The 15334-nt window shown below is 52.5% G+C and carries 12 protein-coding genes; 7 read left to right on the forward strand and 5 right to left on the reverse strand.

Going from position 1 to position 15334, the window contains the following annotated elements; all coding sequences use genetic code 11:
- Positions 1–14 precede the first annotated feature (14 nt).
- Positions 15–1376 carry a nucleobase:cation symporter-2 family protein gene (locus tag SBL51_RS18565; protein ID WP_317932616.1) on the reverse strand — a complete coding sequence of 454 codons (1362 nt, stop codon included), beginning with the start codon at positions 1374–1376 and terminating at the stop codon, positions 15–17.
- Positions 1377–2986: 1610 nt separating this feature from the next.
- Here SBL51_RS18565 and SBL51_RS18570 point away from each other — a divergent pair.
- From SBL51_RS18570 to SBL51_RS18590, 5 genes are all read left to right on the forward strand, one after another.
- Positions 2987–3907, forward strand: coding sequence for a kinase (locus tag SBL51_RS18570; protein WP_317932617.1), 921 nt, complete (start codon positions 2987–2989; stop codon positions 3905–3907).
- A 259-nt stretch (positions 3908–4166) separates the two neighbouring features.
- On the forward strand, positions 4167–5003 hold the full coding sequence (locus SBL51_RS18575; protein WP_317932618.1) for an HAD-IIB family hydrolase: 837 nt from the start codon (positions 4167–4169) through the stop codon (positions 5001–5003).
- Positions 5004–5018: 15 nt separating this feature from the next.
- The gene (locus tag SBL51_RS18580) at positions 5019–6245 is read left to right on the forward strand and encodes a glycosyl transferase (RefSeq protein ID WP_317932619.1); all 1227 of its coding nucleotides are present in this window, start codon (positions 5019–5021) and stop codon (positions 6243–6245) included.
- A gap of 279 nt (positions 6246–6524) precedes the next feature.
- Entirely contained in the window at positions 6525–8270 is a 1746-nt protein-coding gene (locus SBL51_RS18585) for a sugar phosphorylase (RefSeq protein ID WP_317932620.1), read from the forward strand.
- A gap of 31 nt (positions 8271–8301) precedes the next feature.
- A complete protein-coding gene (locus SBL51_RS18590) occupies positions 8302–9132 on the forward strand; it encodes a hypothetical protein (protein WP_317932622.1) in 831 nt (276 codons plus the stop codon).
- A gap of 29 nt (positions 9133–9161) precedes the next feature.
- Here the strand turns inward: SBL51_RS18590 and SBL51_RS18595 are convergent, their stop codons facing one another.
- The 4 genes from SBL51_RS18595 to SBL51_RS18610 all read right to left on the reverse strand — a co-directional run bounded on the left by SBL51_RS18595 (position 9162) and on the right by SBL51_RS18610 (position 12592).
- Entirely contained in the window at positions 9162–10199 is a 1038-nt protein-coding gene (locus SBL51_RS18595) for an FAD-binding oxidoreductase (RefSeq protein ID WP_317932623.1), read from the reverse strand.
- 28 nt (positions 10200–10227) lie between these two features.
- Positions 10228–10617, reverse strand: coding sequence for a group 1 truncated hemoglobin (locus SBL51_RS18600; protein WP_317932624.1), 390 nt, complete (start codon positions 10615–10617; stop codon positions 10228–10230).
- A 607-nt stretch (positions 10618–11224) separates the two neighbouring features.
- A complete protein-coding gene (locus tag SBL51_RS18605) occupies positions 11225–11881 on the reverse strand; it encodes a CoA transferase subunit B (RefSeq protein WP_317932625.1) in 657 nt (218 codons plus the stop codon).
- Positions 11882–11890: 9 nt separating this feature from the next.
- Entirely contained in the window at positions 11891–12592 is a 702-nt protein-coding gene (locus tag SBL51_RS18610) for a CoA transferase subunit A (RefSeq protein WP_317932626.1), read from the reverse strand.
- Positions 12593–12829: 237 nt separating this feature from the next.
- Between SBL51_RS18610 and SBL51_RS18615 the strand changes: the two genes are divergently transcribed.
- Together SBL51_RS18615 and SBL51_RS18620 are read left to right on the forward strand one after the other, a co-directional pair.
- Positions 12830–13741, forward strand: a complete 912-nt coding sequence (locus SBL51_RS18615; RefSeq protein WP_317932627.1) for a LysR family transcriptional regulator — start codon at positions 12830–12832, stop codon at positions 13739–13741.
- A 118-nt stretch (positions 13742–13859) separates the two neighbouring features.
- Positions 13860–15320, forward strand: a complete 1461-nt coding sequence (locus SBL51_RS18620) for an NAD-dependent succinate-semialdehyde dehydrogenase (RefSeq protein ID WP_317932628.1) — start codon at positions 13860–13862, stop codon at positions 15318–15320.
- The last annotated feature ends 14 nt before the right edge of the window (positions 15321–15334 follow it).

Raw genomic sequence — 15334 nt, forward strand, 5'->3', positions numbered from 1 at the left:
GGGCTTGCCAGTCTCTAACAGTCTGCAGGCTCAACCTTAGCCACATTGCTGGCGTCGCCTGGCTCCGGCAGCAGCAGTGATAGGAGAATAGCGGTCAAACCGGCCACGGCCACCGATGAGGAGAAGATCACCTGCATTAATTGCGGAGTTTGGGTGAGGAGCTCGGGCACCATCATACTGCCCAGGCCCAGCCCTAAGGACGAGGCGACGATAATGGTTTTGCGACGGTCCAGCCGTTCACGCGAAAGAATAGAGACGCCGGCCACAGCCACTGTGCCAAACATCACCAGCGTGGCTCCTCCCAAAACCGGTTTGGGTATCAGCTGCAGCAGCGCGCCGACAATGGGGAAGAGCCCCAGCAGTGCCAAAATGCCCGCTACGTAGAAACCCACGTAACGACTGGCAACCCCGGTCATCTGAATGACAGCATTGTTCTGGCCAAAGGTGGTGTTGGGAAAGGTGCTGAACACAGCCGCCACCATGGAGTTAAAACCATCGGCCAGAACCCCACCTTTAATGCGCTCCAAATACTCCTTGCCCTGTAACGGTAGGCCGCAAAAATGGCTGACTGCGGTCAAATCGCCGGAGGTTTCAATGGAGGTTAACAGGTAGATAAATGCCACCGGCAGAAAGAGTTGCCAGTCGAAGTCGAAGCCGTATTTAAAGGGGATGGGTAGGGAAACCAGTGGCAGGCCGGGGATGGTGTGGGGCTCAAAAATACCCAAGCCATAGCCAACCAGGGAACCGGCCAGCATACCAATCAGAATCGCCGACAGGCGCAGCCAGGGGTTGCGCATCGCATTCAGTACAATGATCAGTAAGAAAACTGAGATGCCCACCAGTAGGTAGGCGGGCGCACCAAAATTGGCGGCGCCAAAACCGCCCGCCATATCGGTCATGCCCACCTTAATCAACGAGATACCGATGGTGGTAATGACTACTCCAGTCACAACGGGGTTGATCACTCGCCCCAGTTTACTGATGAACTGGCTGACGAAGATTTCGATAAACGCACCGGCAAAACAGATGCCCACCAGCATGGCTATGATCTCTTCGCTGCTGCCACCGCGTTGTTTCACTATCGAGCCGGCGGTAATCAGTGCGCCCATAAAGGCGAAGCTGGTGCCTTGGACTGCAATCACACCGGAGCCAAGGGGGCCAATGCGCTTCACCTGGACGAAAGTGGATACCCCGGAGACCAGCAATGCCATGCTGAGCAGGTAAGGTATTTCTGTTTCTAAGCCGAGGACACTGCCAATTACCAGGGTGGGGGTAATGATGCCGACAAAGCTGGCCAGGATGTGTTGCACGGCAGCGGTAAGTGCTAATTGTGGTTTGGGTTTGTCGTTAAGACCGTAAAGAAGGTTGGCTTGCATGTCGGTTGCATCTAAGAAAATCAGCGTCAATAGAAACAAAATTTCTCATTAAAAGATAGGTGTAACTAATGGCGCAGGAAAACTGTGTTTGCACTTTAATGTTGCGCAATCACAAATGGTTGCACTCTATCGTTAAGCGGATTCCTTGCCAAAATGCCGTGCTCCGTAAAAACGACCATCAATATTCCAAATAATTATTCGGCTTATCGTGTTGTGTTGCCGCTGGGCGGCCATGAGTTGTTTGGCGATAAAGGGTAGGTTTGCCGCTCGTCTCGCCCCAAGCCCGCCTTGCTAACAGTTGTGCTGCCGCCACTAATCTGCAGGCAGCGATTATTCTACAGGCAGCGATTATATGGTTCGATGCAATCACTAATAGTGCAGGGGTTGTGGGCTGTGGTCCGGATTTGGGCATCTTGCTTTGAGTTTGCCCCTTTCCGCCAGTGGGTTGGATTGATACTGGTGGCCAGGCAGACTGTGGGCGATAAGCTTTTGCGTTGCTACTGAGAAGAGTGAGTTCGTTATGAACGGATTTTTTGCCTCGGCTGCGCTGGTGGTTCAATAAAAATTTGGTGATTAGCACAAATTCCAGAGGTTGGCATACTCTGTGCTGTACTGAAATTGCCCGTGAGTCCGTTCTCATCGGGTATTCTCTCATGAAGCTTGCTCTTAAGGGGCTGTGCACTGGCCCCGTTTTTTCTCGACCTCTCTTGTTGAATCGGGCTTAACGCTTTTTATGTAAGAACAGCGGCCGTGCAATTGATTGTTGGCTAACAATGCTGGCGGATCAACTCCCACCTCTAGGCTTATGCTCTCCTCTGCGATTAATTGTTATTGAATTCCCGGCACATTCGTTATTGCTGTTTTAAACAGTTGGCTTAATGCGCTCGACATTACAACCTGTGAATTTGCTGAATGATCAGGCTTGCCAGGTAACTGTTTAAACCCCTTGCATTGGATGACTGCGATACTGGTTTCAGGGCGCTTTCATTGGATATGGCTTACACTAAGTTACGAGGGTTGCTGGTTGGGTGATCAGTTGCAGAGTTTTCTATTGTGAATTGATTTGTGGGCGCTAACCATTCGCCAGGTCTGTGTCTCGACACCGCTTGGTAACGACCGGAGGGGCGCCGAATTTGGGCACGGTGGAACCATTGTGATGCGTTACGGCGTGACCTCGCAATCCGTTGGCAACAAATCAATCTGAGCCGCTTATAACCTGCAGACGGTGTTCAAATAGGTGGTGTTATCGTCAGTTACTATGGCTACAGCGGTTTGGGTATAACAGCTTGTCATATCATTCGGGAAAGATCGGTAATGAACGCTGTTAGGCATGGAACCTGCAAACACTCTATGGCTGACGTGAAAGTGTCTAGAGGCTCGCATTGAGGCCCACCGTGATAATAGCGAGCGAACTATTTCTTGCATTTAACAGCCGATAAATTGGTTAGGTTAATATATATACAGAAAAAGTCTGCGCTAAAATTATTGGGAATTGAGTTGTTAAATATTATCTGATGGTGGTATTTGGCAATCACATAGGTTAGGGAGTGGTACCGATCAACGATAGCTTAAGCAACAGCATAAAAGAGTAAGTAAAAGAGGACAGGGCTTTGCAAACAGCTGTATACAATCACATAGAGGATGTGCTCAATCGATTTTTAGCGGAGCAAAAACTGCCGGCTGCTTATGGCACAATTGCACTCACTTGGTTTTGGCCAGTACTTGAAAAAATCGTAAATTTTCAGGCGGCGGAAAGAAGACCAATTGTTGTTGGTATTAACGGCTGCCAAGGATCCGGCAAGAGTACACTGGCCGCATTGGCAGTGGATATTTTTACCAATATTCACAATAAAACAGCTGTCGCTATTTCAATTGATGACTTTTATTTAACGATCGCTGAACGGGAATCGCTTGCGCAAACCGTTCACCCTCTGCTGCTCACCCGCGGAGTACCAGGAACCCATGACATGGCATTGGCCAACAATACGTTGGCGGAGCTTATGGCTGGTAAGTCACCGGTAAAAATACCACGCTTTAACAAAGCCATTGATGATCGGGCGGCACCCGAAGAGTGGGTAGCTCATGATGCTCCGGTGGATATTATTATCCTTGAAGGCTGGTGTATGGGCTCGGTCGCACAGACGGAAGGGGAGTTGGAAACACCGGTCAATGAGCTGGAAGAGTTTGAAGATCGCAGTGGTATCTGGCGAAAATACGTTAATGAACAGTTGGCGACCAGCTACAAAAGTTTTTTTGATCTGGTCGATATGTGGATAATGTTAAAGGCGCCTTCCTTTGATTGTGTTTATCGGTGGCGTTTAGAGCAGGAAGAAAAATTAAAACTCTCATTGCAAGGACTTAAATCTGGGCGCGCGGATTATCGTGTAATGAGCCCGCAGCAAATTAAGCGGTTTATTCAATACTATCAGCGGGTCACTGAGCATACTTTGCAAGCACTGCCGGGTAAGGTTGAGTTTTTATATGAGATGGACGGTGATCGTAACATACTAACCCTGCATGAACGCTTGTGACTTCATGATTGTAATTTGCTGGTAACAGAAGGTTGGTCAAATTTATTTCGGCACAGGATTAAGCTATAAGTTATAGCTGTGGTTTGCTGTTTGAAGTAGTGCTTATTTCTCAGTAGGCCGCCTTTACAGCCACACTGTTGGCCAATTAAAGGTTGTGCCCTGTGCGGCCTGCACATTAGAATGTGATTTCGTTAGAAACTGCTAGTTAAAAATATAGGTTGGGCCTAATAGAGATATTGGTAAACCCAACGAGAGCCTCATGAGTCAGCTATTAATATTTACGGATATGGATGGTACCTTATTGGACCATCATACCTACAGCCATCAGGCGGCTGATCCTCTCCTGGCGGAATTATCCCGTCGTTCCATCCCTGTTATTCCATGCACCAGTAAAACGTTTGCCGAATTGGTTGAGCTGCGCAGTGAATTGCAAAACCGCGAGCCCTTTATCGTTGAAAACGGAGCAGCGGTGTATATCCCCACTGGTTATTTCTCAGCGCAGCCGAAAGACACCGATTGCGTGGCTGGCTACTGGCGAAAAGCCTTTGTCGAACCCCGTCAATATTGGTGCTCCCTGTTGGATGATGTGGGTAAGCAATTTAGCGAATATTTCGACTCCTATTCCGAGCTGGGCGTTGCTGGTATTGCCAGGTTAACGGGGTTATCAGAAGCCGAGGCGGAACGCTCTGCGCAACGGCAATTTGGTGAGCCGGTGCACTGGCACGGCCCACCGGAAGTAAAGGCTGATTTTGTCCAGGCGTTACAGGCAGCCGGTGCCCAGGTGTTAATTGGTGGCCGGTTTATCCATATTTCCGGTGCGGTTGACAAAGGCCAGGCACTACTCTGGTTAAGCCACTGCTATCAGCGACATTCGCACGCCTCTGTGACAACTGTCGGCTTAGGCGACAGCGGTAATGATGTCGCAATGCTGAATGTGGTCGATAACCCGATTATTGTGCGTTCTCCGGTGCACGAGCCACCGGCGGTGACGCCGGCAGCGGTCGCCAATTCATTAATTATTACAAAAGCCACTGGTCCCCAAGGTTGGGTAGAGGGCGTTACTCTCGTGCTGTCTCGACAGTGCGGTTCAGTTTAAATACGAGGCAGCGACATGGCAGATTTCCACCAGAACGGGATAATTACCACGTTACATAATTTATCGCCAAGGCCCTTGGCGGATATGGAATCTGAGCTTACCAAGTTCAGCCGTAAGCGGTCCATGGCGTTGGTGCTGCCGTGCCTCTATTCGGAGCTGGAAGGCCCTGCCATGCCCAATATCCTGGCGGAATTGAAGCAGGTCCCCTATTTGGGGGAGGTGGTGGTTGGCCTTGATCGAGCCAGTCGGGACCAGTACCGCAAGGCCTTGGATTTCTTCTCAGACTTGCCACAGTACCACCGTGTGTTGTGGAATGATGGCCCACGTTTGCAGGCCCTGGATAATGATCTGCGCAGCATGGGCCTGGCGCCAGAGGAGAAGGGTAAGGGCTGCAACGTCTGGTACTGTATGGGTTATATTCTGGCGGCCACCAAAGCCGAATCTATTGCCCTGCACGACTGCGATATCGTTACCTACTCGCGCGAACTGCTGGCTCGTCTGATCTATCCCGTTGCCAACCCGCTGTTTAACTATGAATTTTGTAAAGGCTTTTACGCGCGTGTGGCCGACGGCAAAATCAATGGTCGCGTCTGCCGGCTATTGGTGACACCGTTATTGCGTGCACTGAAAAAGGTGCTGGGTGATTTGGAGTACCTGGAGTATATGGACAGCTTCCGTTACTCCCTGGCCGGAGAGTTCTCTTTTCGGCGTGATGTATTGACCGACCTGCGTATTCCCAGCGACTGGGGATTGGAGATTGGGGTGTTATCGGAAATGCACCGTAACTATGCCCACAATCGACTCTGCCAGGTGGACATTGCCCAGAATTACGATCACAAGCATCAGGATCTCTCCCTGGAGGATAAAAATGCGGGCTTATCGCGTATGTCGATCGATATCGCCAAAGCCCTGTTTCGCAAGCTGGCGACACAGGGTGAAGTATTCAGCCCGGAAACATTCCGCAGTATCAAGGCCACCTATTTTCGAATCGCGTTGGATTTTGTCGAAACCTATCACAACGATGCGGTGATGAATGGCTTACACCATGATCTGCACGAAGAGGAGCGCTCGGTGGAGATGTTTGCCGAAAACATCATGGAAGCCGGCAAGATTTTCCTCGAGAGCCCAAAGATCACCCCCTTCATTCCCAGTTGGAACCGGGTTGTCAGTGCTATGCCGGATGTTTATGAACGCCTGCAGGAGGCCGTTGAACAGGATCACCAGGAGTTTATGGCCGGATGATAAGGCCCTCTCACTCATTCCGGGCATAGGTTTGGATCGGTTGCCATAGGCTCTAGCGTCTCTCCGGTGAACTATGGTAGAAAGTGGTTTTATCTGCTAGCGCGTGGTATTAACGAGTGATTGATAAGCAGTTGCTGGCCGTGGGCGAAACTACGGCCGTGCAGATCAACAGCCACGCAGATTCTCGCCAAATAGCCGCAAGCCACTGTTTGACGGTTGGCACAAGGATGAGTTGTTTCTATTTCTAATGGTTGGCATTTAGCGGAGCACTAACGCCATATGAGTGAATTACTTGAATACCTGCGTCCGAAGATTCTTCACCACTTAGAGCTGATTTACGCCGAGGTGGAATTGCCCGAGCCGCTGGAGGTGCTGGCGGACAATCTGATCGATGCCATGCGGTTAAACCACTCTGTGTGTGAGCCGACTGCTCACGCAAATCATTGGGATGAGTCCGATGTGATCATGATCACCTACGGCGACTCCATCAAAATGGAGGGGCAAAAGCCCCTGCACACACTGCACGAGTTCCTGAATCACTGTTGCCAAGGTGTGATCAATTCTGTGCACATATTGCCGTTCTTTCCCTACAGTTCGGATGATGGATTCGCGGTGATCGATTTCTCCACGGTCAATGAGAGCCTTGGTGATTGGGACGATGTTGCCGCTATTGCCAGGGATTATCGCTTGATGGCCGATCTGGTGATTAACCACTGCTCCAGCCGCAGCTTATGGTTTGAGAACTTTAAGCAGGGCAAGGATCCTGGTTCCAATTATTTTGTTGAAGCTTCGCCAGAGGATAACCTGGAGGGTATTGTCCGGCCGCGAACCAGCCCGCTGTTGCGAGAGACGCAAACATTGGCCGGGACGAAGCATGTTTGGTGTACCTTCAGCCACGATCAGGTCGACCTGGATTTTAGAAATCCGGTGGTACTGCTCGAGTTCGTGCGTATTATCCGCCTCTATCTCGACAAGGGGGTACGGATTTTCCGTTTGGATGCGGTGGCCTTCCTTTGGAAAAAGCTGGGCACGAGCTGCATTAATCTGGACGAAACCCACGAGGCGATCCGGCTGTTGCGTACGCTCATAGAGCACTCCTGTGAGCACGCCATGATCATTACCGAAACCAATATTCCCAACCGGGAAAACCTGACCTATTTCGGTAACGCCAACGAGGCGCACTGCATCTACAACTTCTCTCTGCCGCCGTTGTTGGTCAACACACTGGTGACCGGCAACTGCAAATATTTAAAACAGTGGATGATGAGCATGCCCCCGGCGCAAAACGGGACCGCCTATTTTAATTTTATTGCCTCGCACGATGGTATTGGCCTGCGCCCAGCCGAAGGGCTGTTGAAAGATGAAGAGATAGACACGCTTATCAATACCATGCAGATGTTTGGTGGGCGTGTCTCCTGGCGGGCCGCCCACGGCGGAATGAATAAAGCCTACGAGATCAACATCGCTCTGTTTGACGCCTTGCAGGGTACCACCAAAGGGCCGGATCGCTGGGGTAAGGAGCGATTTCTCTGTGCCCACGCCATCATGTTGGCGTTAGAGGGAATTCCCGGTATCTATATTCACAGCCTGCTGGCGACCGGTAACGACTACGAGAAAGTGAAGCACACCAATCAGAACCGCTCCATCAATCGTCATCAGTGGGACTATGGAATGCTCCTGGAAAAACTGGAGGGGGAGTTGTCACAGCATAATCAGGTATTTGAGGCGATGAAAAACCTGATAAGCGTCCGCTGTAAGCAGCCCGCCTTTCACCCCAATGCCACCCAGTTTACGCTGCACCTGAGTGAGAAGCTGTTTGGTTTCTGGCGGCAGAGTATCAATCGCCGGCAGAGTATATTCTGTATCTATAATATTTCCGATGAGGTGTGTGAACTGTCATTATCCGATATTAATCTTATCGGCACAGACAGCTGGAAGGATCTTATCAGCGGCGTAATTTTCCAGTCACTGGAAGAGGTGGTGACGATTCATCCCTACCAAAGTTTATGGATCACTAACCAATAGCGGTTCCACTATTAATGAGGCAGGCTGAGGTATGCTTGATCAGACGCTCTTGGTATTCGGGTTGCTATTAAGTGTCGCTCTGCTGGGCGTGGTTGGGCTATTCACTGTTCGTCACTTTCGCCGAAAAAAGAGCCTGCGCCGCACTGGTCTGTCGGCTGTGCGTGGCCTGCAGCAACTGCTCACGCTTATTCAGCAACACCGCGGACTCTCCAACGCTATTTTACATGGCGACCACTCCTTACAGACGGCTATTGTGGCGGTGCGGCCCAAGGTGCTCACGCAGATTGAACACTGTGAGGCGACTTCTGTCTGGCTGAAGGACGATAACCAGTGGCGGGAGATCACCCTGGCCTGGGCGAAAATCACCGCAGACTTTTCTACGTTTACCTCAGAAACCAGTTTTCAGCGGCACTGCGATTTAATTGCCATGGTGCTTAATATAATCGTCACTACCGCCCAGCGAACCTATCTGGTCGGTATGCGGGGTGTCAGACAGAAAAACGATTTGGCTTATTTGTGGCAGGATCTGTTGGTTGTGGCTGAGAAGATTGGCCAAGTACGCGCGTTGGGAATTGGTATAGCCGTTGATGGCTATTGCTCGCCGGACAGAAATGAGCGGCTGCAGTTTCTGCTGGCAGAGGTGATTAATGCCTCCGAGCAGCTGCTGTGTGTGATTCCCAACCCGGAGGTGATTGCGGCGAACATCGCCCGTTTTGTCGCGACCGTTGAGGAGCGAATACTGCTTGCCAGGCCGACAATATCGGCCTTGGACTATTTTCAGATCGCCAGTGATGCTATCGATTCACTCTACGAGCACTACCAGTCAGAGATGCGCCTACTGATGGCGGCTGCCTTTCGCTAAGGGTGCCAACAGGCACTCTTTCCGGCAACTTAACTTTTGATAAAGGCGTCAGCGTTGATGTTGCGCATCGGGCAGCCTTTCATGAAGGCAGTTTTTTTCATCTTCTGCACAAAATTTTCGGACCCGGCTAAAAATAGGGCTGCGCGCGAGAAGTCGATATCCAACGAACGTACAAACTCATAAATATCGGCCTGTTGCCATGGCCCGCTGGGACCGGCTTCCTGCACTAACAGCGACAAGTGCAACTGTGGGTTCTGTTGTGCCAGCTGCTGCAGTTCGTCGATCAGATAAAGCCCTTCAGGCTCGCGGGCGGCAACGATCAAATGCAAGCTGCCCGAGTAATTTTGCAGCAGTGCTCTGCGCACAATTCCCCATAAGGGGGCCAGGCCGGTGCCGATGCCGATGAGCAGCAGGTGTTTGCTCTCCAGATGCTCTTCTGTGAGAAAACAGTGGCCATGGGGGCCTTCCAGGGTGACGATTTGCCCAACGGGAGATTGTTGCAGCCAATGGCTGAACTCACCGCCTTCAATCACCTTAACTTGGAGCTCCAAGTGTTCATCCAGGCCGGGTACGCTCGCCAGCGAATAGCTGCGCTGCCAATGGCCCTGCTGGTTGGTGATGCCCATATTGATGAATTGACCTGGCTGATAGTCAAACCCAGTGGTTAACGAGAGCCGTACCACATTGCCATTGAGAGGCTCGATGGCTTCTACCTTGGCTTGATGGCTGGGGTGCTGCTTTTCACTGGGCAGGTAGACGTTGATAGGAGCGGTGAGTTTGGCACAACAGGCCAGAAACATCCCCTGTGCCTGTTCGGCTTCGGTGAGTGGCTCGCGCGAGGCAATTGGCAGGGTTACCAGCGCGCTCTGGTCGGTGACCAACACACAGGATTGGCAGGCACCGGCGTGACAACTGTTGGGTATTGGAAAACCCGCACCCAACAGTGCATCCAGAACCGTCTCTTCAGAGCCAGGCGTAATTTTCTGGCCCCGGAACATTAAGCTGGGTGGTGGTGCCTGGGTTTTAGGTTGACGACTAAAAAGCCCTTTGACCAGTTTTGCAAACACCACCCAAACTCCTTAGCTGCCAATGGCATTAACGGTTCAATACATCATCTTTGACACTGACGGCGATAGTGACCACAGCATCGATATCGGCCTGAGGCACTTTCAGCTCTTGCAGGGTACCCACCAACGCCTCGGCCACCGCGCCGAAGTGCTCCTCGGTTAAACTCAGGTGCTTGTGTGCCTCGCGCATATCCTTGCCAGTGTAGGCATTGGGCCCGCCAAACGCCATGGTCAAAAAGGCTTTCTGTTTAGCGTGTTGGTTAGCCATGTCGACGCTGTCGAAGAAATGGCTAATACGATCGTCGGCTAATACTTTGCGATAGAAAATATCCACCGCTGCGTCGATAGCAGCGGCTCCGCCGAGCTTTTCAAATACTGACTTTTCAACGTCCTTTTTCTTTTTAAATAGGCCAAACATGGTGATCTCCCGAGGGCTGTGTTGTGTAACGTTTTTAGTTTTATGCTCTGGCCCAGTGATCCAAGCGGTGAATCCGCAGCTAGCGCTCGCGACCATTGGTGCTATTGACAGCAGTGCCGCCGGTAGCGGGTCAGTTCACAGTCGACTGACTAGCCCAGGTTCATGGCTTTGGGTATTTGGTCAGAGTGCTATGGTCAGCTTGCTTTCAGCTGTCTGCTTTGGAGCAAGCCGAGTGCCAATCTTAGCATTAACATGCAAAATAAATGAATCTTTTGTGTTGATGGCTGTGCTGCAAGGTACTGTGAACAAATTAAACGGCAGAATCGGTGGTTCTGCCGTCAGGGGGACGAACGTGGCCAACGATGTTGGTGAGCTGTGCCAGCAAAGCGATGGCCTGGTACTGGCGCGGTGCACAAGAGTGCGTCACTGCCGAATAGGGTGCGCCTGCATCGAGCGGTGGGGAGGGTGGTGAGGAGGGTGGTGGGGATAGTGGTGGGATAGTGGTGGGATAGTGGTGGGGATATATCAGGGGCGTGCCGGAGCTTTTTAAGCCCGGAGGAGCTTGGTATCAACCCGTTTGAGTTCGGGTTGATACCAAGAGTAAATTTTAAAACTCGATTTCGGGGACTACCTCGGGCACGACCAGTTCACCGGCGGTTTTAGCCACGATTTCATCCACGGAAACGCCCGGCGCCCGCTCTTTTAACCAGAACTTCTCGTCTTTGATTTCGAGATAGGCCAAGTCGGTTAACACCTTGTTAATGCAGGCCGCTCCGGTTAGGGGGAGGGTGCAATGCTTTAACAACTTGGATTCGCCATGCTTACTGGCGTGGGTCATGGTGACGATAATATTGTCGGCACCGGCCACCAGATCCATCGCGCCCCCCATCCCTTTCACCAGTTTGCCGGGAATCATCCAAGAGGCGATGTTACCGTGCACATCGACCTCGAAGGCGCCGAGCACGGTCAGGTCGACGTGGCCGCCGCGAATCATGGCGAAGGATTCTGCCGAGGAGAAGATGGACGCTCCTTTAATCGCGGTGACGGTCTGCTTACCGGCGTTGATCATATCAGCGTCGAGTTCGGCTTCGGTCGGGAAAGGGCCCATGCCGAGAAGGCCGTTTTCCGACTGCAGCATCACCTCCATGCCTTCCGGGACATAGTTGGCGACCAGAGTAGGGATACCAATACCGAGGTTTACGTAGTAGCCGTCCTGCAGTTCGCGGGCGACTCGTTGAGCGATCTGTTCTCTTGATAGTGCCATGACTGCCTCCTAACCTGCACGAACGGTGCGTTGTTCGATGCGCTTCTCAAAGGTGCCTTTGATCACGCGGTTAACGTAGATGCCGGGGGTGTGTACATGGGCTGGATCCAGCTCGCCGGGTTCGACGATCTCCTCCACCTCAACCACGGTAATTTTGCCGGCGGTAGCGGCCATGGGGTTAAAGTTCTGGGCGGTATGGCGGTAGACCACATTGCCGTAACGGTCGGCCTTCCAACCTTTGACTATGGCGAAGTCACCGGTGATGGACTCCTCCAAAATGTAGTGGCGGCCATTAAATTCGCGTGACTCTTTGTGTTCGCCAACGGGGGTACCAAAGCCAGTTGCGGTGTAGAAGGCTGGAATACCAGCACCGCCAGCGCGCATTTTTTCGGCCAGAGTGCCTTGCGGTGTAAGCTCCACCTCCAGCTCGCCGGAGAGCAGCTGTTTCTCGAACAGTGCGTTCTCACCCACATAGGAGGAGATCATCTTTTTAATCTGCATATCTTCGAGCAGAATGCCCAGCCCGAAACCGTCAACACCACAGTTGTTAGAGACTATGGTCAGGCCTTTAACGCCCATTTTCTTTATTTGCTTTATGCAGCCCTCGGGGATACCACAAAGACCAAACCCGCCGGCGAGTATGGTCATGTTATCCGTCAGACCGGCCATGGCTTCTTCGTAGCTGTGCACTACCTTATCAAAACCAGACATGCCGCCTCCTAGTGAATGACAGTGTCGAATGGGATGTATTGATTATTAAGTGAAGATGCGGTGGCACGTTGTTTATCAGTTTCTTGGCCACTCACCATGCCCCCTGGAGCGGGCGCATTCCATCTAACCGAACAGAGTTTTGCTGATTTGGTTATATTTATCAATTAGAAAAAATATAAAGATTAATTTATAAAGTAAAACAATTGTCCATTCTCCCATACCAATGCTGGAGCCGCGATGAATGTATCCATTAAACAGTTAAGTGCGTTTGTGGCTGTGGCTCAAAGCCAAAGCTTTGCCGAGGCGTGTGAGCGGATCCATCTGTCGCAACCGGCGCTCAGTATCAGCATCAAAAACCTGGAAGATGCGCTGGGCGGGGCACTGTTCACCCGCTCCACCCGGGCCGTTTCATTGACTCCGGAAGGGGAGCGCCTGTTGCCGATGGCTAAGCGCTTGCTGGCCGACTGGGACCAGACCCTGGGCGATATCAGTGATCTGTTTACCCTGGCTCGAGGCCGTTTGAGCATCGCCGCCATGCCCTCATTCGCTGAGGCGAGGCTGCCTGAGGCCCTGGCCGACTTCCGCAGCAAATTCCCCAACATTAAAATCTCCTTGCATGATGTGTTGAATGAGTCGGTACTGGAGATGACCCGGGCCGGGCGGGTGGAGCTGGGCATATGTTTCAAGCCGGCGGTTACCGATGATCTGGAATTTACCGAGTTGTTCAGCGACGAGATGGTGGCGCTGCTGCCAGTGGGGCATGCGCTCTGTGAGCAGACGGAGATCACCTGGCAGGCGCTACAGAATTACCCAATGGTAGCGCTGGCACCACCCTCCAACGTGCGCGCCTATATCGATGACATGCTGGCTGAACACGATTTGAGTTTGGGGGTCGAGGTGGAAGTGAATCAGCTGGCCACCATAAAGCGGCTAGTGGCGCTGGGGGTGGGGGTCAGTGCCGTACCGCGTATGTGTGTTGATACCCGGCTGGATGTCGATGTTGTCTATCGGCCGCTCAGTGCGCCAGTGCTTTCCCGTAGTATTGGCCTGGTGGTGCGTAAGCGCTACACCCTCTCGAGTGCCGCGAAAGCGATGCGCGAGCATATTTTGCAGCGCTGCAAGGGTGAAAAAGGCGGCGCCCTATGCTAATTTGCAGCCCTCACCGGTAGTGGTTTTGGTATTCCGCCTGCCTTAACCCTTTGAATGACAAGGGCAAAATCAGAGACTCCAGAGAGAGTCGTCCTCGCTGCCCACTTAGGAGAACACTATGATCGACCTCAACAGACCAGAACTGCTTCGCTGCCAGTCATACATTAATGGCAAATGGGTGGACGCTGACAACGGCGATACCCTGGCAGTGACCAACCCGGCAACGGGCGAGGTGATCTGCGAGATTGCCAGTTTGGGCGTCGATGAAACCCGCCAGGCGATTCAGGCGGCCAAGGATGCGATGGCCGTTTGGTCGAAAAAACCTGCCAAGGAGCGCGCCAATCTGTTGCGTGCCTGGTTCAACCTGATGATGGCCAACCAACAGGATCTGGCCAAAATCCTCACTGTCGAGCAGGGTAAGCCTTTGGCAGAAGCGGCCGGCGAGATCGCCTACGGTGCCAACTACATTGAGTGGTTTGCCGAACAGGCCAAGCGTATCGACGGCGATATTATCCCGGCCCCGTCATCGGATAAGCGCCTGCTGGTGATCAAACAACCGGTGGGGGTGGTTGCAGCGATCACCCCTTGGAATTTCCCCAACGCCATGATTACCCGTAAAGCGGGCCCAGCCCTGGCGGCTGGCTGTACCTTTGTCTGTAAGCCCGCCAAAGAGACACCACTGTCGGCGCTGGCCTTGGCGGCTTTGGCGGAAGAGGCCGGTATTCCGCCAGGTGTATTCAATGTCGTGGTTGGTAAGAGCTCACGGGATATCGGTGGTGAGATGACCTCCAATCCGCTGGTGCGCAAAGTGACCTTCACCGGCTCCACCCCGGTGGGCAAGGTGCTGATGGCGCAGTGCACCGAAACCGTGAAGAAGACCTCCATGGAGCTCGGTGGCAACGCTCCGCTGATCGTCTTTGATGATGCCGATCTGGATGCCGCCGTAGCCGGTACTCTGGCTTCCAAATACCGCAACTCCGGTCAGACCTGTGTCTGTTCCAACCGTATTCTGGTACAGGCCGGGGTCTACGATGCGTTTGCGGCCAAGCTGGCCAAGGCGGTTTCTGAATTCAAGCTGGGTGACGGTGTCGCCGAGGGGGTTACCCACGGCCCGTTGATCAACGAAGGGGCAGCCAATGATGTGGCGGCTATGGTGGATGATGCTATCGCCCACGGTGGCAAAGCGATTATCGGCGGCAAACGCTCCGACCTTGGAGCCTGTTTCTATGAGCCGACCATTCTCACCGACGTTAACGACAGCATGCGCGTGTTCCGCGAAGAGATTTTTGGCCCGGTGGCACCGCTCTTTAAGTTTGAGACCGAAGCCGATGCCATTGCCATGGCCAACGATACCGAATTCGGTTTGGCCTCCTATTTCTACACCAAAGACCTGGGTCGTATCTTCCGGGTGGGTGAGGCATTGGAGTACGGTATTGTCGGCGTCAATGAAGGGATCATCTCCAACGAAATGGCTCCCTTTGGCGGCATAAAAGAGTCAGGCTCCGGCCGTGAAGGCTCCAAGTACGGTATCGACGACTATTTGGAATTGAAGTACATGTGCCTCGGGGGCTTGAACTAAGCGTTCAAGCCCGG

Origin of the sequence: Halioxenophilus sp. WMMB6 (assembly GCF_033283405.1) — a bacterium.
Classification (GTDB): domain Bacteria; phylum Pseudomonadota; class Gammaproteobacteria; order Pseudomonadales; family Cellvibrionaceae; genus Halioxenophilus.